Source organism: Priestia sp. FSL R5-0597, from assembly GCF_038006305.1.
Taxonomy (GTDB): Bacteria; Bacillota; Bacilli; order Bacillales; family Bacillaceae_H; genus Priestia; species Priestia zanthoxyli.
In genome coordinates this window covers 58,613-85,000 of the sequence record NZ_JBBOUZ010000003.1, presented here as the reverse complement: position 1 = coordinate 85,000, position 26,388 = coordinate 58,613, and the positions used below count along the sequence as shown (strand labels likewise).

Below are 26,388 nucleotides of genomic sequence, written 5' to 3'. Positions count from 1 at the left end.
CTCCGTCAGACTTTCGTCCATTGCGGAAGATTCCCTACTGCTGCCTCCCGTAGGAGTCTGGGCCGTGTCTCAGTCCCAGTGTGGCCGATCACCCTCTCAGGTCGGCTATGCATCGTTGCCTTGGTGAGCCGTTACCTCACCAACTAGCTAATGCACCGCGGGCCCATCTGTAAGTGATAGCCGAAACCATCTTTCAATCATCTCCCATGAAGGAGAAGATCCTATCCGGTATTAGCTTCGGTTTCCCGAAGTTATCCCAGTCTTACAGGCAGGTTGCCCACGTGTTACTCACCCGTCCGCCGCTAACGTCATAGAAGCAAGCTTCTAATCAGTTCGCTCGACTTGCATGTATTAGGCACGCCGCCAGCGTTCATCCTGAGCCAGGATCAAACTCTCCGAAGAAATGTTTGACTTGCTCAATTAAAAAATAAAAATTAACGTTGACGTTTGTCGCTTTGTTCAGTTTTCAAAGTTCAATATTCCGTAGAATAAGTTGTCGTTTCAACGACGCTTTATAATAATAAAACATATCAAATGAAACGTCAATAGTTTTTCTGAAAAAACATTGTTTTTTATTCTCGTTGTATTTTACACACCACGATAACAAGTATTCACCAAACACAGATTGTTATACCTTACTATCCATGTTTCACTTTTTCACTCTTATTTTCAACTATGAAATTGATCCTACTAAAATATGAACAGCGTAAAAGATATAAAGTATTTATATCCTTCTTATCAGGCATACTTATAAAGAGAGGAGTAGTGATCAATATGTATTATAGTAGAAAAAATCAAGAACCTCCGGTTCAAGAAGAAACAGAAATTTGGGAATGTACGAAAGAAGAATGTAAAGGCTGGATGAGAAAAGATTTCTCTTACGATAGCCATCAGAAATGCCCCTTGTGTAAAAGTCAGATGAAAACTAAAAAACGCCTTATTGATAAAATCTCCCGTAATCTTCATAGAAAATAATGTACGCCTACGGTTTTAAACAGATTAAACATTACTTATAGGTAAAAACTTCATTTATATATCCATATTTACTTTCTATTTGAAGTAATAGATAGTAGGTAAATCATATTTTTTATTTACAAGAATGTAAAAAAAGACTCCTTTACAGGAGTCTTCTTTATGTTTACCTTTATTTATGCTTTGTGAACGTTAGCAGCTTGCGCTCCACGTTGACCTTGCTCAACATCAAAAGTAACCTTTTGGCCTTCTTCTAATGATTTGAAACCTTCACCTTGAATTGCGCTGAAATGTACGAATACATCGTCTCCGCCTTCAACTTCGATGAAACCGAAACCTTTTTCTGCATTAAACCATTTTACTGTACCTTCTGTCATAATTGTTGCCTCCTGCTGTGGAATGCTCCACAAATGTATTACCATTCTTGCCAAACATACTCTTTAAAGAGAAAAAACTTCTTATTAAGCTTTTCTCTTCTCAATACACCGAACAAAAATAAGTTATGTGGAGTGTACCATATAGTAAGATTAATAGTAAATAAAAAAATACCAGTTTTAACAAATTTCATCTATTCACCATAAGACTTCATTGTTTAACCTGCTTTATAAATAAGGATAATCCAAAAAAAACCTTTTAGTTTATTGAATTACAAATAAGTCCTTGGGATATTCTATGTAGCTAAGAAGGAAAACAAGTGATTGATTACAACTAATCGTTGCAAAGCTTCTTACATTTGGGATGAGGTATCTACAGCAGGCATATTTCAGAAAACCTTATTGTAAATCGATGTATGTTTGATTCATAAGGGGATGGTAGTCATGAACGTAGTAAGAATATATATAATGGGTAGACAATAATATTCATTTATCACTACACAAATGAGGTGTTCGTTAAAGATCATATGCTGCATTAAAAGCTGATTTTTCCTTCTTCACATGGCGGGGTGTATAATCGTTTACATCCCGTTTGTGTTATACGGGATATCTCAACTAATTATAAAAAAGAGTAATCATAAAACAGCTTTGGATTACTTGCTGATTTCCCCTTGTTTAACTTCAAAATATGAAACAATAGACTTTTCATTCTTCCCTCCCCCTCCAAGCTTTTGCTTTTTTTAGCGTTCCATTTTTTGAACTATACGGCGTTCTTTAAAATTATGCTCCACTATTCCGTGCAAAAAATTTCGTGAATCCGTTTTATAATTTTTCTTTTCTCCCTTTGTCATAATCCTTTATCTCTCTTAGTACATCCCTCCTTTTTAAGCTTACTTTTAAAAATCCTCAAGAAGAAATGTTCTTTTCTTTAGCAATTTCATCTATTTTTTTTACTGCAATTGGATCAATATCTCGTAAAAGCATATCCATGACATTCGTTCCTACCCTGTAAATTGTGGTTCCCCACTACAAAAGAGAGAAGAGAAGAGCATAAGGGGTTTTTGCCCCCACCATAGGTGTGGGGCTAGGCAGAGCCTAGCAAAACCATGGGTACAAAGAAAAGCGCTAAATGTCCCCTTTACGTCCCCTTTTTTTGGTGTACGTCCCTTTTACGTCCCCTTTTAAAATCCTAATGTCCCCTTTATGTCCCCCTATTTTGGAGCCATGTCCCCTTTGCGTCTCCCTATGTTTTTTCATCTTTCCACGTGAAATTTTCTGCTTATATTCATGAAGCAGGATGCTTTTAGCATCAAAGTGAATCTTTTATATCCTTGTTTCTGTTTCTCTATTCTTTTGATAAAAATTAAAGACATGTACTTTTTAAATTAAAAACTTTTCATTAATTCACTAAATAACTTTTTAAGATTTTATTATCACCCTAATATATAACTAAACAATTAGATTTTCTTTTTTCTTCTGCAAGAATCTAACTCTATTTTTTAAAAAACGAGTTAATTATCACTAATTTAGAATCAATTTAATTAAAATTAACTCAACAAAAAAGAAGTTTAATTTAATTAAAATAGAGCATATCAACTCGTCTAATTAAAAGCTGTCGAATCTATATTTTTTATACTTAATTAGTAATTAATTGATTTAAATTAATTTCAATTAGGTATACACAGACTGAATGTACCAATAAAAGGTGACTCTACCTAATTAATTTTCATTCAAATAAGATAACTAATTAAGACTCAATTGAGTCTTAATTAGTTATGGCTACTGGACAAAATCAGGAAATGAACATAAGTGGTAGAAAATAAAATGATGACTTAAAAAATAGATTATGTATTTATACCATGCTGAAAACTTGGTTAAATAATTAAGTAGCGAATATAGTGATCAAAAGTAACAATTTATAACTGCGTGAATGTTTTAATATCTTTTAATGCAGAGGAAAGATCTCTAATACCTAGAGAATTAACTAAGATTCTTCAAAAAAGAGGCTATGGTCATAGTGAAGAAAAAGCAAAACACATTTTAGCGTTTCAAAAATTTATCAAATCTCTCTAGACAATGAGTGCCTGAAATTAAGTATGTCTCTATGATACAAGGCGGTTGGTTTTGTTTAGCATCTTCATTAAATTCACATTAAAGAAATTGTGTACTGTTTTTTCTCATTTAATCACATTAGAATTAATCATTGAAGCACTTCAAAAAGCTTACACTGTGCAAAAGCCCTAAAAAGGTTTACCTGTTCGTAACGATTTCGATTCACAATAAATAAGACATGAGTTTACTAAGCATGTCCACAAATAAGAGATAAAGCATCTTTTCAGCCAAAAAGAGTGCTTTTATGATAATGCCTACATAGATATGTTTCACACCATATTACAGAAGAAGTATATTATCTAAACAGAATCGACAGTAGTCTCAGCTATTAAAATCCTCAATAGATTGAGGATTAAATGAGAAAAACAATTTAACACATAACTTTTTTATTCTAAATTATCAATCCAAACTTGATAGTTTAACTTAAGATTAACTTAAAATAACCCCGTTGCATACAAACCTAATTTAGTTGAACTTAAAATGAAATAAGTTACACTAAATTAAATATAAATAAATATAAGTTTAATTAAAACACAAATAAGTTGCACTTAGTTTAACTTATTTGTATTTTAATTAAACTTATTGTAATATTTTAAAAAACCATAATGGATTTGTAGTTTTTTGAAGGACTCAGTTTAAATTTAATTGAACTACATAACGTAAAATATAATAAATTTAATTCAGTTAAGTGTGAAATCTGCTAGAATAATAAAGACAAGCTTTAAAATAAGTCTAATTTAATTAGTCAGGACCAATTAAGTTAGACTTAATTGAGTTATTAAAATATTTTATATAAGAAGATACTAACTAAGTTAGATTAATTCGTTTGTGAGGGAGGTACAATTATGAGCGAAGAAACAATGGTTATTTCAGAAGTTGCTAGAAAATTTAATATAGAAAATCATCAGTTACGGGACTGGTGCGAAGTCGGGTTAGTACGACATAAACGAATTGGAAGAATAAGATACATATTTACTGATGAAGATAAAAAAATCGAGAAGATTATTGAACTAAAGGAAAAGTTCGGAAAACATGCACCAAATGACATGATTCGTGAAGAATTAATTAAAGCAAATTTAATGAGCGAAGAACAAACAAAAATTATTAACAAGGATTTAGAGGAAGAAGATACAAACGAAAACTCCTTTAAAGAAGCATTTTTATTACTTGCTAAAAAAATAGAAGAAATGGATAAAAAAATGGAAAAGAAAGAACAACTAACACTTCCATCAGAAAATTTGGCAGAAAAAAAAGATGTTATAGAGATAAAAGAACAGATGAATAAGCTTGAACAGGACAACCAGCGTTTAAAAGAAGTGAATGATCAATTACTTAAAAAATTAGATTCTATCCATTCAGCCATGACCGAAATTCAAAAAGAACAAGGAAAAAGCATATGGAAAAGAATGTTCACAAAATAATAAAACAGCTTCTAATTACTGACCAGTAATTAGAAGCTGTTTTATTATTTTTGTAGCAGTTGAGAGAGAGAGTTCTCTTAATACCTTCAATAATAAATTCATTTAAATATAGATAGGATTTTCACCTCATAAAAGATGTAAAACTAAATCTTTTGAGATATATTACTAATTTTTATTGAATTATGAGATTAATTAACGCTATAATAAAACTAACAAAAATGACCGGAATAGAAAAAAGACTTCAACTGTTTAAGACGTGTTGGTAGCACTCTTAAACCGTTCCCCCTAGTCACAGTAGGGAAAACACTTGTCGAAGTCTCTTGTTAATAGAGTTAGTTTTTCTATAAAATAAAACTTATGGTTTTATTTTATATGAAATAGCTATCTATTTCAAGGGCTTAGTTCATCAAAATCACGACATTGTTTTCCTTTCTCCAGGGAAACAGTGTCTTTTTTTGTTCCTTAAAGGAGATAATGAACAAATGACAAAAATATTGACCTGCTATTTAAAAGATGTAGACACCTTTAACGGAAGGTTTAAGTGGTTATGGAAGAACAAATCCACACTTCGGAAAAAGAAAGAAGAGTTTTTAGAAATTATCCGTACTCATTATAAACAGAATCAATCAGCTCTACATAAAGAATTTCCTAAAAAAAGAATGGAAATGCTTGATCATGTCATCTATAACCTAGTGGCTACAGGCATCCAAGCCATTCGTTCTGAAACACTCATGAAGAAATTTAAAGTTTCTAAAAGTACGGTTTCTCGTTTTGTACGTTCGTTAAAAGCGACACCTTTTATACTTATAGCACGTTACATTAAAGAGGATGCAACAGGTACTCACCCTGATAGCTATGTATTTATTCTTAAAAGTCATAAGAACTTTAATCGGATTTGCGACGAAATCTTTTTTGCCCATGATACAACAGGTATACAAACGGTCCAACAAGAAGAAATGACAACTCCTGTGACGCTTCCTGTGATGTCTCCAGAAAGTGCAGAAAACGTTGATACACCAAGCTTAAAGACTGCTAAATCACCTGGTGCCTTTATTAACCTTGATTTACCTGTAAATCATATAAATAATCATTTAATGTCTGCTTCACAGTCATTTACCTATATCAAAGGTGTTCCTAAGAAAGTCAATCAAGTCTACGCAGGTAAGTATGGTCATCAATTAAAAGACTTTTATGCTCGCATTCAAAATGCTGCAAAAGCCGTAAAACGAGATACAGAGATTATGATTGAAAAAGAGCAAATACATGAAATTGCATATACATCTATTGTTGGATTAGACAAATATGTACATGAAGCTAATCATAAAGGCCATACTTTGTCCTTAGATAATATGTGCCAATTACTCTATAAAATTGCGAAAAACCAATTCTATCAGTTAGTTGATCCTAAAAACCAGGATTATTCATCAGTATATCCAACTCATGAGGAAGTTATACATAAAGAAGAATCATCAACAAAATTGTTTATACCAAAACATATTATCCGTAAAGAAATCGTTCCTGATTGGTTAAAGGCTGAGCAGGACCAAGAAATGGGTACACAAGAAACAGAAGTGACATTGGAACAACAGCTTGAAACGATTCAATTAAAGCAAGACTTAGAACAAGAGCTTACACCAGAAGAGGAATGCTTGCTGCAAGAACACTGCTCTACGTACAGTTCATTAGAAATGGCGGAACTGAAACAAGATTTAGGACAAGCGTTAACACCTGAGGAGCAAGACTTATTGCATCAATATGCTAAATTAAAGGAACCAGCTTCTTAATTTTTAAAAATAGTTAAAGCATAGCAAGGACTTTCACTATTTTTAACGTATTCAGTGTTTTAAGGGCGGACTTGGTAGGATTTGAACCTGCAAGACACCAAAGTTGTATAGTATAATACGACTGGCTGCTCTGCCATTGAGCTACAAGTCCACACTACAAGTATGCACATAGTCTTTGTTTATATGTACGACAGAAGAAAATGTAAAAAGTGAAGAAATTCCTTAGAAGCTAAATTATTATTAGAGTATGTTTACTTAGAACACTGTTCTAAGTAATAAATAAATCTATATCTACGCAGGAGGAGCACATTATGCCACATAAAATTACGTTAACTGGATCAGCCACAGGACCACTACGAGAATACGATCGCTATGTTGCCTTTGATATGCGTGAAAAAGGGTCACCATCTGCGCCTAAAGGCTTGAAGAAGAGTACGTTTATTTCGTACACGGTATTTGTTGCAAAGAAGGCTTTTAACAAAACAGGTCTCACGAAAAAAAGTATTATGCATGAAAAGATCTTAATTCAAGGAGAACCAACTTTAGACATTCCGATTGATGAATGCCCTGGTGAAGTAGGCGTAATCTGCTTCCAGATTACCGTTCTTCCTAATAAGAAAGATAAAGAAGATAAAGAAGACAATGAACCAAACGATAAAAAAGAGGCCAAACAAGAGGCTTCTGCAGCGCAACAAGAAGTTGCTGCTACCAAACAGGAAGAAAAACCGGCACCTACTTCTCAGCCTGCAGCAAATGAAGAGAAGAAAGCTGAAAAAGTACAGACAGAAGTGAAGGAGACACCTGTTCAAGAGAAAAAGGTGGAGCCACAAAAGAAACAAATAACAAATCAGCCAAAAGGGACACAAGATCTTCTAAGTTTCGACGAAATCATCGTACCTGAAGAGTTCTTAAAGACACGTCCAAACCCTCAAAAAACACAAAAGGTCATTGATTTTGTGAAGCGTACAGGGCGTCTGGATGAGCCATTAACGATTGAAAAAGGTTCGAATATCTTGAAAGATGGTTACCGTCGTTATATTGTGGCCAAAACCCTTAAAATGGATAAAGTTCCAGTTATGTATGAATACCAGAAGTCATAATGTATTTCCTTGAAGATGACCCATTGCAAGGACTGCAAGGAGATTGATAACAATGAGAGCTGTGAAAGAAAGCATTATTTATCCATTACCAGAGGATCAAGACATTGCAAAATTAGAAGCTTCTTTTCGAATCCAATTGCCCAATGCGTATAAAGAATTCTTGAAACAATATAACGGATGTACAGTAATAGATTCTACACCCCTAACAATCATCAATAAGAGGTGTCAAATTGAACGTTTTTTAGGCATTATTAAAAACTTCAGTGAGCATCCTTATGGGGTGTATGATATTGGTTGCTGCGAAACTTCCTTAGGAGAACAAGGACGGAATATTTATGATGAAGACCTCATCGGATCTGAATTAATTCCAATTGCGAAGCTAGCATGGGGAGATTATTTATGTTTGAACTTTCACTATGATAGGAACAATCCGTCTGTTGATTTTCTAGATTACGAAGAATCATATGAGTGTGATCCAGCTACATCAAAGATTGCTGATAACTTTCAAGTTTTTTTGAGTATGTTATTATCTAAGAATACGAAATAGCAGAAAATGCTATTTTGTAATGAGATCATCTACTCATTTTGATTTTTAATCATAAAAGAGGAAGTGTCGACATGAAAAAGTGGCTTTGGATCATGTTATCCGTTGGAGTTATTACTCTCGTGTTTATGATGAATTACTTTATAGACAAAAGTCAGGAACAACAAAGCATGATACACAGCGTCTCACTTACAACCAGCACATCTCCTGAGCAACAAAACATTGTAGAAGTAAAAAAGATGTACAAACAAACCACTGATTACTTTGATTATGAGCAAAAACAAAAGGCTGATTCTCTTAGAATGTACTACGGACAACCCGGAAGCACTCTTAACCAATATAAAGAGCTTCAAGGCATTCAACCTTCTATGATTCATGATGTGAATGTGCATTGGAAAAATGAGCAACATGTCATCATCAACATTATGAAAACGAATCACCAACACAAAAACAAGGTATACAAACGATTTAACTATAACCTTAGCGAAATGTAGATCTATGGTTTTACGTGTCTTCATCGTGAGTCTTATGTGTGGTCTTACGATAACAATAGTTGTTATCATTAGCCTTTTTATGGTGGTTTTCCGCCAGGATAAGCGAAGTTTACACGATTCGATGGCAGCTACCTATGTGAAACGTGTAGATCCTACCAAAGTAGACAGCTCTAAACTTATTTAAAACTTTTTTTAAAAGAGCAATGTTATATATTCAATAACCCTATTATTTCTACTCTTTTACATTTCAAAAAGGAGAAACTTATATGAAAAAGTCAACACCTTGTCCAGGGTGTCAAAAACCTATTACAATTGAGCATTTCGAAGATTTTTCAAGTCCTTTTACAATGAAATGCCCGCATTGTCGAGAAAAACTGAAGGAAACCAAAATGACCCCGTGGTTATTGTTATTAGCTGTTATTATCATTCCCTTATTGGTTTACCTAGGAATTACGGTTAAAAGTTTCTTGTCCGGCCATTTTCCTGTTGTTGAAAAGGTACCAACTATGATTGTATTTATGGCTTTTTGTTACCCTGTGTATGCCTTATATGAAGCTTATAATGCCGTTATTATCTTTAATAAGGGAAATTTACAACTAAAAAAATCTAATTAATCTTTTATCTCTTTTCTATGGATATGTCTTTAGTGCTATCAATACTAGATATATATATTATTAGTGGATCAATTAACAAAACCAGCAAGATTTTAGATACGCCTATTAGGAAATCTGTTAGATGGCATTATTGTAAGTATTTCCTTAGGGCTTATTGGCTTTCTTATTATAGGGGACTTTGATGGTGATGATCCCATTACATCACTCATAGGATTCATCTATGCGGTTGCTGCACCTATTTTATGGTATGGATATACTATAGGGAAACGAATTGTTGGAGTTAGAATTGCGAAAGTCAATGGAAAGAAACTTGAAATTGGAGCAATGCTATTGAGAGTTCTTGTAGCCGGCATTGTTTATGTTATTACATTAGATATTGCGTTAATTGTAAGTGTGTTCATGGTGGTTTTCTGTAAGGATAAAAGAAGTCTTCATGACATGATGGCAGGCACGTATGTTACATATTCAAAACCAGGTGAAATAGAGGATAAACAAGCATTTGTAGATTAATACTTAATCTACAACGGGGTGAATTGTAACTTATTACCTTTTGTTGTTACAGATACAGGTAGCAAATTGAGAAGGTTGCCATATTCAATAGTAAAGATACTTTTGATAGAATAATATGGAAAGCTAAACTTTCATTTGCAATACAGAATACCCTCTGTTTCTAATCTAATATTCGGGACTATTTAAAAATCCTACACCTCAGTGTGTAGGATTTTTTTCTGTGCGTCACCTATCGTGTATAGGCAGTTCTCCGGTACATATAAGAAAATTTCTAAAAAGATGAAGAGGATAAATGTAGATTATTGAACATACTTCTTACTTTCTGCTTTAACTATCCATACAAGTAGTTCTTTTTCTTTGGTATTTAAATGTCGACCTAACCGTTTTTCAAAATCAGAGACTAATTCTGCGAAACGAGGACTATTTTCCATCTACATACCTCCTGTGTCATCTATATTATAAGATATAAAAGATATATTTTATATGAATCTTTATGCTTGTTTTTCGTTACCGAAATTTCCTCCACTTCCCAGGAGCTTTTAATCATATTTACAACAAAGACCGCCCATTATGTATCAGTTTATAAGGCGGTCTTAACTGTATTCATGCTATATGTTTATGACCAAAATATCGACACTATTCTAAAAAGACGTCAGGTAAAAAAGGCGATCGCTAAAATCGCTGCCACACAAGCTAAATAGATATTCCCACTCCAGTCCCTCTTTTCCTTTTCATTCACCGCATAGCTCTTATAAGAACCTTCAATCGGTTCTATTTTTAGTTTTCGTTGTAAGGCTACTTCTTTACCTGAAATCAAGTTTGATTCCTCCATTGTTTGATAATTGTAAGGTAGGAAGCGTCCTTGTTCGTCTCTCAATCGGTTGCTGACGTCTTGGAGGGCCTGCTGCCTTTTCACTGGTAGAAGGCTGCTGTTTGGATTGAATAGTTGCTCCTGACAATGATTGGCCATCTGTTGATGTTCTAAGTAACGTAGAAGTGTTTGTAGCCGTTCCTTTTCGCTCAAGGTCATCATGTTCTCCTCCTCCTTTCTCTTCGATGTTGGGCTCTTGTTCCATCCATAACGGGTGGGAAGAAGGCTGCCACGGAGAGGAGGGGAGAGGGACGTCACTCATTTTATACTGATTCATTAATGCTAAGAAAACAGGATTGTGCGCTGCAGTAAAAAGCGCACACCTAATAATTTGATTTCGGTCTAATTCTGTAGCTTGAAACAGGCTATCTACATATGTACGATACATAGAATGGTACCGCACGGTTGGTCGATAGGTATCAACTTGATTTTTCGACTTCTTATTTCTCTTCATACGCGTTTTTCTCTTTCGAGATGACCTCTAACATCTGTTTTCCTTCTAGCGTTAAATAGACGTCTTTTCGACTTAGTAGCGAGATTGCTAATTCTTTTGTCACTTGATTCTCCCCATTCCTGATAGTCTAAGTTGACGTCTCTTTCTGACGTCTTAATTTATGATATGAACTAATGCTTGTCCTATATGTAACTTTTTTTCTAATGATTAAAAAAGTTACATAATGTCCATACTTCTTGTTAAAGGAGATGGCTGTATGATTCTAGGCTTAGGGAAGAAGCGAACCAGATTTGGAAGATGGTTAGATAAGCAGGAGGATATTAATCAATTAGAACTCGAAAAGGCAACAAAGTTAAGTCGCCCAACTATATCTAGGCTTTGTAATGATAAAGACTACATACCTAAATACTCCACTATCTATAGAATAAATATGGGGTTGCGACAGCTAAAGAAAGATGTAAAAGTAGAAGATTTTCTACAAATATGAATAGAGAATGCTATAATTATTTTGGGAATGATACGTAAATGTTTTATAGACTTTAACGTAGCAGAAAAGCCTACTTGTACAACAAGTAGGCCCTTCATATTTATTAAGTACTCAAAAATATAGCTCCTATTTAAGTTGGGGTTATCCTTAAATATTTTTTAAATTTTTCAGTGGGAATAAAGTTAGATAGATAATGAGAAGAATTTCTTTCTGTTTAGCTGGTGAGATAAACGCTTAAGGTGGTCAGAATCATTCTGAGAAATGGATGATTGGTGAATTAAAACATTTTTTATATCTACTAATATACATAAGTCGTGTAATTCCTGATCAGTGAAGATGTCTTGAAGAAGATTTAACCTGAATAACAAGGGGAGATTATCGCAAAGTTGAGTTCCACCTTCCGAGAAAAAAATTTGTCGCCATAGATGCCCATAATGTGTGGTCATTTCTTTTTCTATTATACTGACAAGTGATATTTCAATATCAAACAGCAAGACATACGATTCAAATAAGCGTTCTTTCTTCATTCACATGCCACCCTTTACAAGATGTTACAAATAGTTAAATTTGGGTTATCCCAGAACTCAAGTCAATCTAGATGTTTAGCATAAAAACATCTTTTACACTAAACTCTTTTTTGCTTATCTTCTCCATCCATCATTTTTATTTGTTTTCCCGTAACGTGATCCTTGAAAGTACCTCTCTTTTAAGCTAATTAGGCATATTAGAGAATTTACGATTAGTTGTATATAACGGGTTAATCATGAGGTCAACTTCTTCTAAAATGTCAACTTCGCTTAATTCCTAAAATAGCACATTTCATTACTATTTACCTCTATCTTGTTATTTCTTTTTACATATAACATGACTTTTTTCACCTTTATAAGTAAAAATATTCAAATTTATTTGTATTAACATATGGTTTCATGTAGTAAAATTAATTTTGCTATAAATGAATAACACAAATAAAAATACATTTATCAAAAGGGGATAAAACAATGAAAAGTCGTGTTATCAAAATTGTTTCTTCACTCGCTATAGGAATAGGAATTGCTGCAGCTCCTGCTTCCTCATATGCTGCAACACCAAAAACCATGAAAGTGCATTACATTGATGTAGGCCAAGGAGATAGTATCTATATCAAAGCTCCTAACGGTGAAGACATTGTTATTGATGGTGGAAATAAAGGAAAAGGAAATGCCGTTGTAAGTTATTTAAAGAAACAAAAAGTTGATGACATAGAAGTATTAATTTCTACTCACCCTGATGCTGATCACATTGGTGGGTTAGATGAAATCATTAATGCATTTAAAGTAGAAAATGTTTATGCGCCTAAAGTAAGTAATAACACGCAAGCTTACAAAGACTTTTTAAATGCAGTTAAAAAGAAAAAATTAAAGGTTCAAACAGCACAAGCAGGCGTAAAGCTACCTGTTAAAGATGTAAATGCTCAAATTGTAGGGCCTACTAAAACATATGCTAACAGTGATTTAAATGATTGGAGTGCTGTTGTCCATATGGCTTATAAAAAGAATACATTTTTATTTACAGGGGATGCTGAAACAAAAGCAGAAGCAGATATGATTAAAGCAAAGAAAACACTACGTGCGGATGTGCTTAAAGTAGGCCACCACGGGGCCAAAACGTCTACAAGTAAGAATTTCTTAGATGTTGTAAAACCTAAGTATGCAGTCATCAGTGTTGGTAAAAATAGCTATGGGCACCCTGCTTCTCAAGTTGTAAACTTACTAAAAAATTCTAAAGCAAGTATTCTGCGAACAGACCAAAGTGGTACGATTATAATTACAGGTGATGGATCATCTTATTCTGTTAAAAAATCGAGGTAATTATGAAAAAGATAAAAGGTATTATTGATCGATTTGAAGAGGGATTTGCTGTTGTTGAAATTGAAGGAGAAACAAAGGATTACCCTAAAGATATCTTCCCTAAGGATACACAAATTGGAGACGTCGTTTATATTACGGGAGATAAAGTTGAGATTGATAAAAGCGAAACGAAAAAGCTGGCAAAAGAAATTGAAGATTTAATGAATGAGGTTTGGGAAGATTAAACTCCCTTACTAGTTGTATACACAGCTATTATTATGTGGTCCAAAAAGCCGAGAGTTACCTTTTCGGCTTTTTTGTTATGATATGTTATGGGACTGGAAGGAGAATTCTCACTGATACCCTGTTTTATGCGCACTTGATTGGGCAAGTATAATAGACGACTTATTCCCTCTTCTTAGAAAGATAAGGCCGTCTACACCATTTTTTCATTCACTATGATTTACCCTCTCATTTTACATTTTTATTTATAAATTTATTTGTTTATATGTTCCTGTTCTAATTCGTTTACTATACCTTCCTTGCATTCATTGATGAATAAATAAGTAAGGTATGAATGTAAGTCAAATTTATTTTTACTAACAAACGTAGAAAAAATGTTTTTATGTTCGCTCATTAGTTTGACCTCCTACATGTAAATTTCTATTTTTATTGTTCCCCAACTAGTAATCTCTTATACATCTAAATTAACAACATATTTTATAAGAACAGCTATTTTCAGTTTCCATTGACCTTTTGTCATTATATTCACATTTACTATCTAAGCTACTTTCATTATGAGTATTATCAAGGACCAAAAAGAACCCTTTGCTATAAAGTAGCAAAGGGTTTTCAACTATAACGGAATAGGGGGGAATACGTTACTAGTCTAATCATATTTATAGATTAATATACATGGCGGTTTATATTTTATTGTTTATAAAAAGCTAATCATACGAAATGAATATCGTCTACAACTTCATTTAAGTCGGGTAGGCAGGCACTCTCACGAGCGCCCGCCCCCCTAAGAACCGTACGTGACAGATTTCCCGTCATACGGCTCAAGCCTTCTTTTTATCCGAACAACTTATTTGATACATGGTACATGTACTAATTTAGCAAATTGACCTGTAGAAACCTCTAGGTTTCGCACTGTAACTTTTTCTCCATTTTGTAGAGTCTGCTTACACAATGCACAACGATATCCTTGTTTTCTTGCAAGTTTCATCCTATCGAATGTATTTTCATTGTTAAAGACCTTACGGTCTCGTTTTTTCCAATACTCTTTTAGACTCGGATCATCTGGGCTGTTTTTGTAGGCTACCATGACATGTCGTTCTATCTTAATCCAGGACATCTTTAACAATTGAATGTTAGTAACTGGACATGTGAGAATCCATTTATTATTCCCACCGTGGTGGGGCTTCTTAAAATAACGCTGGCTAATCCATTTTCTCGACTTCTTTGGATGCAATTGTTTCAAATGCTTTCTCACTTTTAGGAAAATATAATTGTCCATGTAGCTGTAAGTCTTTTTGGATACGACATGTTTCCAATACTGTCCGTAGCCACGAATAATCGGGTTTAAAACACGTATTATTTCTTTTACTGGTCGTCCTCTCATCACAGAGAACGTATCCTTTATCTTGTTTTTAGCCTTTTTAATGCTGTCTCTGCTAGGTTTGATTAGTAGCTTATTGCCTTGTTCCGTCTTGTATTGACGCAGAGAGAAACCGAGAAAATCAAACCCGTTCTCAATATGTGTAACTCTAGTTTTCTCTTTACTAAGTGTAATTCCTCGCTTTTGTAAGTAAGGAGTTAGTTTCTCATACATGCTTTCAGCCTTTTCCTTCGTTTCCGTTACGATGACAAAGTCATCGGCATAGAGAACACGTCCTATCTTACATTTTGGATCGATTGCGTATCCTCCGTTTGGTTTGTATGTCTTTTTATAAACAATACCAATTTCTTCTTCCATACCGCATAAGGCGATATTAGCTAGAAGGGGAGACACAATACCCCCTTGAGGGGTTCCTTCTGTTGTCGTACGAAGCATATCCTGCTCTATGTAACCCATTTTAAGCCATCTTTTGATGAGAGTGTTTCCTGGAAACATAGATGTTTGTTCTACTATCCAATCATGATTAAGATGGTCAAAGCATCCTAAAAAATCTCCCTCAAATGCCCACTTTTTCTTACTATTCGTGTTAAGCTTATTAAAAAGATTACTTATAGCATCGTGTGTGCTTCGTTTAGGACGAAAACCGTAAGAAGTTGGTTCAAACTTGACCTCCCATTGTGGTTCGAGTGCGTTTTTTACTATGTTTTGATACACTCGATCTCGTATCGTGGGGATACCGAGAAGTCTCATTTTTCCATTTTTCTTCGGGATAAACGTTCGTTTTGCTGGCTTTGGACGATGTCGAAAGACATTACATTTAACTATTTGTTTATAAAGTTTGATACGTTCGCTTGGTTTTGAAGCCGTATAGCCATCTACACCAGGTGTTCGCTTACCGTTATTTTGTTGTGTTACTCTGCGAATGGAAAGCAGTAGATTTGCTTTACTCCGTAGGAGTAAACGTTGAAGTTTCCTTACTTTTCTTTGTTGATTTTGCTGTTCGGCACGATAAATTCTTTGTCGTAACTTCGCTACATATTTTTGTATAATACTCCAATCAATAGAGTACCAATCTTTATGCGAGACGTGCGCCGACGCTCGTAGAGAGGTATTCATAACAGCACGCTCCTTTTCGTTAGAAGATAGCCACAAATTTATTTTCGTGTTGAAGACCCATGAGAAGTGGGCGCTCTTTCGAGCCTGTCATTGTCAATAGAGACGACAGTATCCGTCCAGTTATACAGTGTTTCTGCTTTCCTGTCCCTTTTCAGGGTAACGGCTTTCGCTTTTTCTCATATCCCATACCCTCTGCCACATCGTTTGACTTTACAGTCATCCTACTGCTTATGCAGATGACATAGGGCTTACCAAGTTCCACTTCCTACAGATGCGATAGGGGTAGGTAGGTTCTTTACTCCGGGCAAGATGCGGGACGCATCAGAGCAGCATTATGATTCTACTTTTCCTCTTGCCAAGACCCAAGCAAAACTATGCACTATCTTGAGCTAACGTTTACGAAGCTTACAAACCTTCACGTTCGTTTACCATACCTATCTTCTCCTAGCAGTATTCTGGACCATGCATTTGTCCTCTGTTTCCGCATTTCCTCATGCAACCGACAAACTCGTTACCAAGAATGCCGTTTTGGATGGAGATCATCTTTGCGTCTAAATGAGTAGCGTTAGCTACACTGTAAGAAAGCGACTTCTTGTCGCACCATAAAACATGTTATAGGAACTTATTTACATATCGATTATAATTATACTTAAAATACACTTTAGGTATCGGAGGAGAATATATAATGGATATTGAAGTAGGGTTTCTCCCCAAAAGCTACATAAGTGATATTCCCTCAGGCGGTGGTTTGTTTCCCTTCGGAATAGATGGGGATAAACCTTACATTGTAGAGTATGAAGGTCATGATGTAGACATAGAGACCTTTATTAATAACTGGATGAAAGAGTTAAATAGGTTTCCGATATATACAATTTTCACATATATAAGCTACGATGCAGAAGAAATAGGTGATGTATTTTCAGCTGCTAATATTGAATATGTAAAACTAAAAGTAGACAGAGAGACTTTTATTAAAGCTAAAATTGATGATTACAAACAATTTAAAGTCGTTATGCCTTTTTTATATAGCCAAGGAAGTATGAATTGCTTTGCTGCTTGGTCTCTGTCAGAAGATTTATTTAGCTTTGAAAAACGGGATATGAAAACCTTATTTGGAAGAAGAAAGGTTCAAATGCCTGTTGTTACGTTACGAAAAGATTGCACAATGTTTTGGATTTTTTACGATGGTGCATCTGTTGTTTCCTTATCTAATGACGATTTATTTTCTTCAACTAATTCAATTATTAGCTCCTTTCCCAAAGACATTAAAGGGGCTGAGGTGGAATATGAAAAGTGATCCTTATATTTTATAAGCTTTACAAATCTAGTTACTATAATCCATATTCTAGGAAACAAAAAAGGACACAATTTAAAGTGTCTCTTTTTTTATTTTTACGGGGTTAATGATTTCAATTCTTTTTTTAAACTTTTATAATGCCAATTGATATGATCAAGTTCTAATTCTATTTCCATTAACTGATCTATTAGTGTTTCTTTGTCTAGAGAGGAATTACATAAGTTCTTGATTAATAACTCAAGTTTTTCGCTACTTTCATAAATATCATTTAAATCAACTGCTAGCTCATCGTACTCTTTATTAGGTGACAATAGAGAAAATTTATTTATTAGTCCACTGACAGTTGGCTCATTCATTACACTACCCTCCTATTAATCCATCATTGAAATTAAGCATTTATAGTATTTTATCAAATAAACGCTAAAAGTTGATGTATAAGATATACACTTCAAGTTACTAGAATGTAATTTATAGGGATAAAAGTATTTTAATGTTTATCTATAAGTGTTTTAATAGAAAAGTAAATATTTCAGAACAAGAAAGTGAGAACAAATGGACTTTATCTTTAATTTTATAGTTGAATTTATTGAAACAATAATTATAATGTGGCTTGTTTCGTTTGCATTAGAAAAACTGAATGTCTATCAGCTAGAGAAAAAAACTAAATGGAAATTAATACTTACCCTTTCACTCATATTAGGTATTATCTTTGCATTAATTGACCTATTATAATATGTATATCGTATACAAATTTAATGATTCTCTTGCGAAAGGTTCTATATAATAAAGGTTATTCAAGGAGAGGATTAAATGGATAAAGAGCTAGAAGAAAAAGTAGTAAGATCCTTCTTTACTAAGAGAATCCAAGATAGAGTGATGTTCGAACTTTTTTCTGCAAAGAAAAGAGAAGAGGCATTACATCGTCTAAATCACAATTACACAAAGACGTTGAGAGGAGAGTACATGATTGAGATTCCTAAACCAAATTCTTGTGCCGATGACATCGGCAGATTATTAAAGCAGCACGGCGCAGGAAAAGAGTGTTATTCAATTTCATGGAACAAAAAAATAGACGGAAAACAATTACCTTTACTTACAGCTCTTGAAGATGCAGTAGGTTATGGTTTTCCGTCTATTGTCGTTTGCATTCCAAATAAACTAGCATATTTTGAAGCAGAACAAGGATATGGACCTCCACCAAGATATATTTTAAAAAGAGAAACATAAGATGTATACTCCATACATTTTCAGTTTAAATAATCAAAATTATAGGTACAAGGAAAGCCTTATGATTAAAGTATATTTTAATCATAAGGCTTTTCTTCAGGCTTCATTTTAGTAAGATCATATAAAAATACAGTGAAATATGTTGCAATATATATAATTACGATAACCCAAATTTTAAAAGGGTCGATTATAAAGTTAAAAAGGTCAGTTTGAGTAATAAGAAAGTGTATCAACAGAGGAATAAACATACACAACCATATAAAGTTCCTGTCTTTAACAATATTAAAAATAAAAATTATTGAAACGAGAATTGTACAAACTAAATAAACCAAGCACATCCCTCCTAACGACCAAATGTTAGGCCAATAATAGCTACAACTAACATAATAATTAGCATTAATACATTAATTTTAACTAGGAATAAAGCCCACTGCTTGTTTTTCATGGCGAAGTAAAAAACAACAACATAAAACAATACAGAGATTGTTCCTCTTGTAATAAATTGCGTTCCTAATCCATAATCTGTGAAGAAAAAGTACAAACTTAGTAGTAAAGAAAGAATAAAAATAGACAAGTATGAGTTATGAATTAACTTTTTTCTTTTTCGTTCATGTTCAAATAAATACATATGAATACCTCAACATTGGATTTTATACCATTTTATCAATAATATAACTTCTAATCACTATGTATATCATCTTCATTTCTAGTTACCATAATCCAGATTATCAGAACCAAATATTCTTAATTTGGATATTTTATCCTTTCCATATATAATAATATCTAAATAGTTTGTAGAAGAGGGAGAATAAATGAAAAATAGTATTTTTAAAGAGGCTATTAAATATATTGCTATAATTGGGTTTATTTTATCAATATTTAGTTTTAGGTTAGGGTGCTCTATAGCATTTTTGTTTACTGGCTTATACCTTTTCTTAGAAATAAAAAAGAATTCAAGAGTTCAAGATGTTATGTTCGGAATAATATCTATCTCACTATCGTTATATTTCTTTATTTATGAAATATAAGTGAATACCATATACATCTCTAGTTAACATAATGTCTCTTTCCGGAACACAACCCAAAAAGAACTCCTTGAGCCCCAAGGAGTTTAGAAAAGGTCACTATTATGAATTATGCAGCTTTTTATACATCCTTAATTTATCAACGTTTGGCCTCGGGCTGAGTGACAAATAGATGAATAAAAAGTGCACGTTTTATTCGTATGCTCGTACAGAAAAATATAGTCCATAAGGTAAAAAATGTGTTATTATATGTCTGCACATGCATTTTATAGTAAAAAGCCACCTGTCCTGCAAATACTGGGTGGCTTTTTATTTTGTTAACGATAATATTTACTGAATTTTCTTTTTGCAGATTCAGCTATAAATATAATTAGTAGGGAGATAAGTGATGAGATAAAAGCAGTAAAGCTAATTGTCCCTACTCTCATACCGACCCATCCTCCGATAAGGAAACTTACGATAACAACACCCACACTAATCACTCCTACAATTAGAGGTGCTATATATTTAATAGTAGGTTTTTTTCTACTGAGTGCATATGAGAGTACAATTAAACTAGCAATCATAATTATAGAAACTATGTATAAGTCACCCATTATTAACAGCCTTTAAATTCAAGATATCCATACTAGTATATTCTCCTAATGAAGTATCAAATAACACCTTGCTCAATCATAGCATCAGCAACTTTTATAAATCCGGCAATGTTTGCACCTACGACAAGATTACCAGGAGCGTTGTATTCTTGAGCAGCTTTCTTGCTATTTTGGTATATGCTTTTCATAATCGCATGTAATTTGCTATCGACTTCTTCAAAAGTCCAAGAAAGCCTAGTGCTATTTTGAGCCATTTCTAATGCTGATACAGAAACACCACCAGCATTTGCTGCTTTAGCAGGGGCAAATAAAATATTGTTCTCTAAGAAAATCTCGACAGCTTCTAATGTAGATGGCATATTTGCACCTTCACCAATTGCTTTTACTCCATTGGAAACTAATAATTTTGCAGAGTTTTGATCGATTTCATTTTGAGTAGCACATGGTAAAGCAATATCACATGGTACTGTCCAAATTCCATTACAACTTTCCACATAAATCGCTTCAGGATGATCAGCTACATAAGTACTTATACGTTTCTTTTCTATTTCCTTAATGCGTTTAATTGTCTCTAAGTTAAGACCATTTTTGTCATAGATATAACCATTCGAATCGCTGCAAGCAACCACTTTAGCCCCTAGCTGCATCGCTTTTTCAATTGCATAGATTGAGACATTTCCTGACCCCGACACAACAACTGTACTGCCTTCAAAGCTAAGATTCTTATCTTTTAACATTTCTTCAACAAAGTAAACTGTTCCGTATCCAGTTGCTTCTTTACGAGCTAAACTTCCACCATAACTAAGGCCTTTTCCTGTTAGAACTCCTGCTTCAAAGGTGCTACGCATTTTTTTATATTGCCCAAACAAAAAGCCAATTTCTTTACTTCCTACACCAATATCACCTGCAGGAACATCCGTATCAGGTCCGATATATTTGCTAAGTTCTAGCATAAAGCTTTGACAAAAACGCATTATTTCTCCATCTGATTTTCCTTTAGGATCAAAATCAGCACCTCCTTTACCGCCACCAATTGGTTGACCAGTTAAAGAGTTTTTAAAAATTTGCTCAAATCCTAAAAATTTAATAATACTTGCGTTGACAGATGGATGAAATCTTAACCCACCCTTATATGGACCAATTGCGCTGCTATATTGGACGCGAAACCCTCGATTTACTCTAACATTTCCGTGATCATCGACCCACGGTACACGAAAAGTGATGACTCTCTCAGGTTCAACGATTCTCTCCAAAATAGCTTGGTTAATATACTGAGGATTTTTAACGAGAACAGGTATTAAAGAATCGAATACTTCTTTGACCGCCTGATGAAACTCACTTTCATTTGGATTTCGTTTTTTAACTGTTTCAAATACTTGATTAACATAATTCTGTACGCTTTCTGTATACGTCGATTGATTTTTTTCAATTGTTATCATACTTATCCGTCTCCTATTTATCAATTTATAATGAAAATTTAAAAAATTTATCGTAATTTTTTAGAGTTGTTAGTATAAAATATTTTATAATTGAAATAATGATCGAATCAATATAAAGAAACGATAACATCAATGCGTTTTATGCATTAACTAATAAGGAGGATATAAAATGGACTTTAGACAAATCCGTTATTTCATGGAGGTGGCTACACGCGAACACGTAACTGAAGCCGCCCATTCTTTACATGTAGCACAATCCTCGGTAAGTCGACAAATAGTAAATTTAGAAAATGAATTAGAAGTTGATTTGTTTATCAGAGAAGGAAGGAGGGTACATTTAACGCCAATTGGAAAAATATTTTTTGAACGAATGAAACATGCCATGAATGTGATAGACGATGCGAGACGTGAGGTTAAGGAATATTTAGATCCTGAAAAAGGAACAATACGCATTACTTTTCCGATAAGTTTAGCAGCGTATACATTACCAACTGTAATCTATGCATTTAGATTGCGCTATCCGGAAGCAAAATTTCAGTTAAAACAAGCGCTTTACCAGGAATTAATTGAAGGTGTGATTAAAGGAGATTTTAATCTTGGTCTGATAGGTCCACTTCCTCTCAAAGAAAAAAAACTTGAACAAAAAGTTTTATTTACGGAAAATATTGTGGCTCTTTTGCCAATTCACCACCGCCTTGCAAAAGAATCCTCCGTAAAACTTCAAGAACTAATAGACGAACCGTTTGTTTTATTACCTGAGGGTTTTGTCTTTCGAGATATTGTTGTAAATGCTTGTCAGAATCTTGGCTTCACACCAAATGTTGCCTTTGAGGGGGATGATATCGATGCGTTGAAAGGGTTAGTTTCTGCCGGTTTAGGTGTAACACTCATGCCAGAAGTCACGCTAGTCGATAGCTTGCCACGCTCAACAGTTAAAATACCATTGGTTGAACCAAATGTAACAAGGACTGTAGGGGTTATTACCCCAAAGGAACGGTCACTACTTCCAACGGAAAAGTTATTTTATGATTTTCTTCAGGAATTTTTCACTAGATTAGATGATTTTAAGAGCTAATTTATACTCAAGAAAAAGCACGTAACCAGTATAGAAAAGTAATATATTACATCTTTAGTTACCATAATATTTTTTCTGGAATCCAAACCAAAAAGAATCCCTTAAAAAGAAGGGTTAAGATCATGAATTATGCAGCTTTTATACATATGCTTGTTTTTATAATAAATCGCTTTCATGAAGAAAATATGTTATATTTAACTTACTAACACACACATTTCATATCTAGTTTTATAAAAAGCTGCCTCTCCTGACGCTCCGAGGCAGCTTTTTATTTTGTTAATAGTAATAAATATTTTAACATCTTGTAATAGATCTAAATATTTTGTCCGCGAAAGTATACGTTTACGAACGTTTATTTTTTATCAGAAATCTACTGTTTCTATCGTTCGTTTAAGTTTGAGAATAAATTACGAACGCCCTTTTTTGTAATTACATCTTTACGAACGTTTTTGGTGAAATAAATAGAAAGAAATTTGTTAAATCAGATGAGAAAAAGAGAGCTATTTTAAAAAGTCAGCTCTCTTTTTTTGTTACTATAAATGACTTATATGGAGAGTGTTCCAAATAAAACAGCTACAATCGTCATAACTAACGCTGTTCCAATGGCATACTTGGCAGCAAAACGAATGTGATCACCTATATCAATACCAAGAAGTCCTACTAAGACGTAGATAGAACCTTGAAGTGGGCTCAGTAGGTGTAAGGGTTGTCCAAGTAAAGAAGCTTGACCAATTTCTAATGGAGGAATGCCAAAATGAGCAGCTGTTTCAGACATAATAGGGATAATCCCAAAATAGAAAGGGGCATTTGCCATAAAAAATGTGAATGGCATGCTTATAAGCGCAACTATTACTGTTAATTTTGGTCCAAGAGCATCAGGAATAACTGCTATTAAAGTATCCGCCATAGCCTTAACAATCCCTGTTCCATCTATAATCCCAGTAAATATACCTGCTGCGAATATCATGGAAACAACCGTTAATATATTTCCTGCATGAGCATGTAAACGCTCCTTTTGATCTTGTAAATTTGGATAATTAACAATCATTACGATAGCAAATCCAATCATAAACAAGGCTGGCAACGGTAAGAACCCTAGCACTAAAGAAGTAAGAAGTAAAAGTGTTAAAACTAAGTTAAACCAAAATAATTTTGGGCGTTTTATTGATGCATCCATTCCTACATCAAGAGCTGCAGCAATTTCATTATTAAATTCAGTATCTATATTGATAACACCTAGTCTTTTACGCTCGCGTCGTCCAAGGAAATAAGAAATCCCTAAAACCCAGATAGTTCCTGCAACCATAGAAGGAATAAGTGGTAATAGCAAGTCTGTTACGTCTGCCTTTACGGCCGCCGTAGCTTGTACAGCAGGACCACCCCAAGGAGTCAAATTCATAACACCCATTGCTAAAGCTGGAATACAAGCAAGAATAAGTTTATTCATACCTAATCGTTTGTATAGTGGGAGAAATGCAGTTACTACAATTAGATATGTAATGGTACCGTCGCCATCTAAAGCTACTATTAAAGAAAGTACTCCAGTACCCATTACAATCTTTAGAGGGTCGCCACCAACCATCTTTATAATCTTAGCAACTAAAGGATCAAATAACCCTGTATCAATTAACACCCCAAAATAGAGAATAGCAAATATAATCATAATTGCTGTCGGAGCAATGGTTTCAAGCCCCTTCATCATCATCGGACCTAAATCAGTAAATCCACCCAATAAAGCAAAGACGATAGGAACCACTGTTAATGCACTAAAAGCAGATAAGCGCTTACTCATGATTAAATACATGAATACTACAATCATAGAAAAACCTAAAAGTGTTAACATATTATACCCCCTCTATAATTTCCCTTGTTTATTTTTACAAAGTAATTCATTAACAATTCGCTCATACTATGTAAGGGTTTACAAATAATTTAACGCGAATTTTAAGTAATGCTCATAGTTTATAATTTGTTATCAACAAACCCACTTTCTATTCTTGACTAACCATTCCCATGCTAAGTTTATGTTAATCGTGAATTAGGAACATAGATAGGCCCTCTTATTTGTATGTTTTAAAAAAAGTACAAGCAGTATAGCCAATAAACTTATAGTCACTTTACAGCATCTAAGTAGTCAAGCAGTTAGATAACTCCGGATGATATCTAAAAGTGATTTCATAAAAGTAACCATATTAATCACTACAACTTAAATAAAGTAATAATTATTACTTTTTATTTAAAAGTTGTAATAATTGCGACTATTTAAAAGTATATTATCATGGCTTCTTAAGAAAAGTAAATGTTTTTTTATTGAAATAATAAGTCAACGGGAAGTACTCCGGTTAATTCAATAAAAAATGGCAAGGGCATGAGATATCAAATTATTTTCTCAATTTGATACCTCATACTCTTACCATGCTTATATATTCAATCAGTGTAATGGTAGTTAATTTTTGTGAGAACTGAATTAATTTTATCTAAACGATCTTTTGTCTTTTCTGGATAATTTATAGCTATTGCACTTACAAGGTAATCAGCCACGAATAGTGATGCTATAGGCGAATTGTGAAAAGCAATACTACTAGAACTACAAGTCAGTACTAAATCTGAGTACTTAACTAAAGGAGAAGAATAACTGTCGGTAATTGAAATGACCTTTGCATCGTGACTTTTGGCAGCTGTTACAAACTCAACAGTTCTTCTAGCGTATCTTGGAAAAGAGGTTGCAATAACTAAATCTTTAGAAGTAAGGGTAATACCCTTATCCACCCAATCACTTAAGTCAGATACAATTAGCTCACAGTTTCCGAGCAATCGATTGAGGCCAAAAGATAGATGCTGTGCCACGGGTAAACCACTTCTAACACTGGTACAAAATATACGGTCTGCAGATACAATCATTTCTAACGCTTTATTTAGACTCTTTGTAGAAATCATTTCTACTGTTGATTGAATGTTGTTGAACTGACTTTCTGCACAACGCATCCATAAATCACTCTCATCTAAGCCCTTCAAATTTGTTTCCAATCTAATTTGAGGAGCAGCATTATTACGCAACAGCTCCTGAAGTCCTTTCTGAAACTCTGCATACCCAGAATAGCCTAGGCTAAAAGTTAATCTCATTATCGTAGTTGTACTAGTTTTTACTGCTAATGCCAATTGGTCAACAGTTAGAAAAGCTACATCGACAGGGTTTTTAAGGATGTAGTCTGCTACTCTACGTTGAGTTTCTGTTAGTTGTGATATATTATCTTTTAATTTTAATATTGGATTTTCCATACATTCGCTCCAATTAAACAGATTATATTGTAAATTTTATTTTTTAAAGTATATAAAAAGTATTTATCACAATACTTACTTGAATTTTAGCATGTTTGATTTTTTATGTAAAAATGTTTCTTTTAAGTAATAAATCTTAGGACATGTTTT

At 33.7% G+C, this 26,388-nt stretch carries 26 protein-coding genes, 1 rRNA gene and 1 pseudogene (1 of these 28 running past the window's edge); 14 read left to right on the top strand and 14 right to left on the bottom strand.

Annotation, left to right across the window (positions count from 1 at the left end):
• A 16S ribosomal RNA gene (locus MKX72_RS27765) occupies window positions 1-402 on the bottom strand (it extends 1,150 nt beyond the left edge of the window).
• Window positions 403-774: 372 nt separating this feature from the next.
• Here MKX72_RS27765 and MKX72_RS27760 point away from each other — a divergent pair.
• Complete coding sequence (locus MKX72_RS27760; RefSeq protein WP_099000348.1) at window positions 775-975, top strand: cold-shock protein; 201 nt, start codon at window positions 775-777, stop codon at window positions 973-975.
• Window positions 976-1,148: 173 nt separating this feature from the next.
• Here the strand turns inward: MKX72_RS27760 and MKX72_RS27755 are convergent, their stop codons facing one another.
• Window positions 1,149-1,349 (bottom strand): cold-shock protein, encoded by a 201-nt coding sequence (locus MKX72_RS27755; RefSeq protein ID WP_074684490.1) that lies wholly within the window; start codon window positions 1,347-1,349, stop codon window positions 1,149-1,151.
• 2,954 nt (window positions 1,350-4,303) lie between these two features.
• Between MKX72_RS27755 and MKX72_RS27750 the strand changes: the two genes are divergently transcribed.
• Entirely contained in the window at window positions 4,304-4,879 is a 576-nt protein-coding gene (locus MKX72_RS27750) for a MerR family transcriptional regulator (RefSeq protein WP_098113960.1), read from the top strand.
• Window positions 4,880-5,361: 482 nt separating this feature from the next.
• Window positions 5,362-6,663, top strand: a complete 1,302-nt coding sequence (locus tag MKX72_RS27745; RefSeq protein WP_154974701.1) for a replication protein — start codon at window positions 5,362-5,364, stop codon at window positions 6,661-6,663.
• A 66-nt stretch (window positions 6,664-6,729) separates the two neighbouring features.
• Here MKX72_RS27745 and MKX72_RS27740 read toward each other — a convergent pair.
• Window positions 6,730-6,814 (bottom strand): annotated as a pseudogene (locus MKX72_RS27740).
• 160 nt (window positions 6,815-6,974) lie between these two features.
• On the opposite strand from MKX72_RS27740, the gene MKX72_RS27735 reads away from it, so the two are divergent.
• From MKX72_RS27735 to MKX72_RS27715, 5 genes are all read left to right on the top strand, one after another.
• Window positions 6,975-7,763: a plasmid stabilization protein gene (locus MKX72_RS27735; RefSeq protein ID WP_154974698.1), complete on the top strand. Its 789-nt coding sequence runs from the start codon at window positions 6,975-6,977 to the stop codon at window positions 7,761-7,763.
• Between the two features lie 52 nt (window positions 7,764-7,815).
• A complete protein-coding gene (locus MKX72_RS27730; protein WP_340761020.1) occupies window positions 7,816-8,310 on the top strand; it encodes an SMI1/KNR4 family protein in 495 nt (164 codons plus the stop codon).
• A gap of 71 nt (window positions 8,311-8,381) precedes the next feature.
• Complete coding sequence (locus tag MKX72_RS27725) at window positions 8,382-8,801, top strand: hypothetical protein (RefSeq protein WP_108674994.1); 420 nt, start codon at window positions 8,382-8,384, stop codon at window positions 8,799-8,801.
• A 266-nt stretch (window positions 8,802-9,067) separates the two neighbouring features.
• A complete protein-coding gene (locus MKX72_RS27720) occupies window positions 9,068-9,415 on the top strand; it encodes a hypothetical protein (protein ID WP_340761019.1) in 348 nt (115 codons plus the stop codon).
• 96 nt (window positions 9,416-9,511) lie between these two features.
• Entirely contained in the window at window positions 9,512-9,925 is a 414-nt protein-coding gene (locus MKX72_RS27715) for an RDD family protein (RefSeq protein ID WP_340761021.1), read from the top strand.
• Between the two features lie 299 nt (window positions 9,926-10,224).
• Here MKX72_RS27715 and MKX72_RS27710 read toward each other — a convergent pair whose 3' ends face one another.
• From MKX72_RS27710 to MKX72_RS27700, 3 genes are all read right to left on the bottom strand, one after another.
• Entirely contained in the window at window positions 10,225-10,356 is a 132-nt protein-coding gene (locus MKX72_RS27710) for a hypothetical protein (RefSeq protein WP_340761018.1), read from the bottom strand.
• Between the two features lie 221 nt (window positions 10,357-10,577).
• Window positions 10,578-10,742 (bottom strand): hypothetical protein, encoded by a 165-nt coding sequence (locus MKX72_RS27705; protein ID WP_340761017.1) that lies wholly within the window; start codon window positions 10,740-10,742, stop codon window positions 10,578-10,580.
• The gene (locus MKX72_RS27700) at window positions 10,729-11,250 is read right to left on the bottom strand and encodes a hypothetical protein (RefSeq protein WP_340761016.1); all 522 of its coding nucleotides are present in this window, start codon (window positions 11,248-11,250) and stop codon (window positions 10,729-10,731) included. The genes MKX72_RS27705 and MKX72_RS27700 overlap by 14 nt, the downstream gene beginning before the upstream one ends.
• A 256-nt stretch (window positions 11,251-11,506) precedes the next feature.
• Between MKX72_RS27700 and MKX72_RS27695 the strand changes: the two genes are divergently transcribed.
• Window positions 11,507-11,737, top strand: a complete 231-nt coding sequence (locus MKX72_RS27695) for a transcriptional regulator (protein WP_340761015.1) — start codon at window positions 11,507-11,509, stop codon at window positions 11,735-11,737.
• A 182-nt stretch (window positions 11,738-11,919) separates the two neighbouring features.
• Here MKX72_RS27695 and MKX72_RS27690 read toward each other — a convergent pair whose 3' ends face one another.
• The gene (locus MKX72_RS27690; RefSeq protein ID WP_340761014.1) at window positions 11,920-12,264 is read right to left on the bottom strand and encodes a hypothetical protein; all 345 of its coding nucleotides are present in this window, start codon (window positions 12,262-12,264) and stop codon (window positions 11,920-11,922) included.
• 471 nt (window positions 12,265-12,735) lie between these two features.
• On the opposite strand from MKX72_RS27690, the gene MKX72_RS27685 reads away from it, so the two are divergent.
• Window positions 12,736-13,584, top strand: coding sequence for a ComEC/Rec2 family competence protein (locus MKX72_RS27685; protein ID WP_340761013.1), 849 nt, complete (start codon window positions 12,736-12,738; stop codon window positions 13,582-13,584).
• 2 nt (window positions 13,585-13,586) lie between these two features.
• Entirely contained in the window at window positions 13,587-13,808 is a 222-nt protein-coding gene (locus tag MKX72_RS27680) for a DUF3006 domain-containing protein (protein WP_154990849.1), read from the top strand.
• Between the two features lie 842 nt (window positions 13,809-14,650).
• On the opposite strand, the gene ltrA is transcribed toward MKX72_RS27680, so the two are convergent.
• Window positions 14,651-16,300, bottom strand: coding sequence for a group II intron reverse transcriptase/maturase (gene ltrA / locus MKX72_RS27675; RefSeq protein ID WP_340761012.1), 1,650 nt, complete (start codon window positions 16,298-16,300; stop codon window positions 14,651-14,653).
• Between the two features lie 685 nt (window positions 16,301-16,985).
• Here ltrA and MKX72_RS27670 point away from each other — a divergent pair.
• Window positions 16,986-17,597, top strand: a complete 612-nt coding sequence (locus MKX72_RS27670; RefSeq protein ID WP_340761010.1) for a hypothetical protein — start codon at window positions 16,986-16,988, stop codon at window positions 17,595-17,597.
• Between the two features lie 95 nt (window positions 17,598-17,692).
• Here the strand turns inward: MKX72_RS27670 and MKX72_RS27665 are convergent, their stop codons facing one another.
• The gene (locus tag MKX72_RS27665; RefSeq protein ID WP_340761009.1) at window positions 17,693-17,953 is read right to left on the bottom strand and encodes a hypothetical protein; all 261 of its coding nucleotides are present in this window, start codon (window positions 17,951-17,953) and stop codon (window positions 17,693-17,695) included.
• Between the two features lie 454 nt (window positions 17,954-18,407).
• Between MKX72_RS27665 and MKX72_RS27660 the strand changes: the two genes are divergently transcribed.
• The gene (locus MKX72_RS27660) at window positions 18,408-18,824 is read left to right on the top strand and encodes a hypothetical protein (RefSeq protein WP_340761008.1); all 417 of its coding nucleotides are present in this window, start codon (window positions 18,408-18,410) and stop codon (window positions 18,822-18,824) included.
• 343 nt (window positions 18,825-19,167) lie between these two features.
• Here MKX72_RS27660 and MKX72_RS27655 read toward each other — a convergent pair whose 3' ends face one another.
• From MKX72_RS27655 to gdhA, 3 genes are all read right to left on the bottom strand, one after another.
• Window positions 19,168-19,452, bottom strand: a complete 285-nt coding sequence (locus tag MKX72_RS27655) for a hypothetical protein (protein WP_340761007.1) — start codon at window positions 19,450-19,452, stop codon at window positions 19,168-19,170.
• A gap of 714 nt (window positions 19,453-20,166) precedes the next feature.
• The gene (locus MKX72_RS27650; RefSeq protein WP_340761005.1) at window positions 20,167-20,445 is read right to left on the bottom strand and encodes a YesK family protein; all 279 of its coding nucleotides are present in this window, start codon (window positions 20,443-20,445) and stop codon (window positions 20,167-20,169) included.
• A gap of 56 nt (window positions 20,446-20,501) precedes the next feature.
• Window positions 20,502-21,884, bottom strand: coding sequence for an NADP-specific glutamate dehydrogenase (gene gdhA / locus MKX72_RS27645; protein ID WP_340761004.1), 1,383 nt, complete (start codon window positions 21,882-21,884; stop codon window positions 20,502-20,504).
• A gap of 169 nt (window positions 21,885-22,053) precedes the next feature.
• Between gdhA and MKX72_RS27640 the strand changes: the two genes are divergently transcribed.
• Window positions 22,054-22,959, top strand: coding sequence for a LysR family transcriptional regulator (locus MKX72_RS27640; RefSeq protein ID WP_016763689.1), 906 nt, complete (start codon window positions 22,054-22,056; stop codon window positions 22,957-22,959).
• 544 nt (window positions 22,960-23,503) lie between these two features.
• On the opposite strand, the gene MKX72_RS27635 is transcribed toward MKX72_RS27640, so the two are convergent.
• Both MKX72_RS27635 and MKX72_RS27630 read right to left on the bottom strand, forming a co-directional pair.
• Window positions 23,504-24,802, bottom strand: a complete 1,299-nt coding sequence (locus MKX72_RS27635) for a CitMHS family transporter (protein WP_154992501.1) — start codon at window positions 24,800-24,802, stop codon at window positions 23,504-23,506.
• A gap of 584 nt (window positions 24,803-25,386) precedes the next feature.
• On the bottom strand, window positions 25,387-26,238 hold the full coding sequence (locus MKX72_RS27630; RefSeq protein ID WP_340761003.1) for a MurR/RpiR family transcriptional regulator: 852 nt from the start codon (window positions 26,236-26,238) through the stop codon (window positions 25,387-25,389).
• Window positions 26,239-26,388 lie beyond the last annotated feature (150 nt).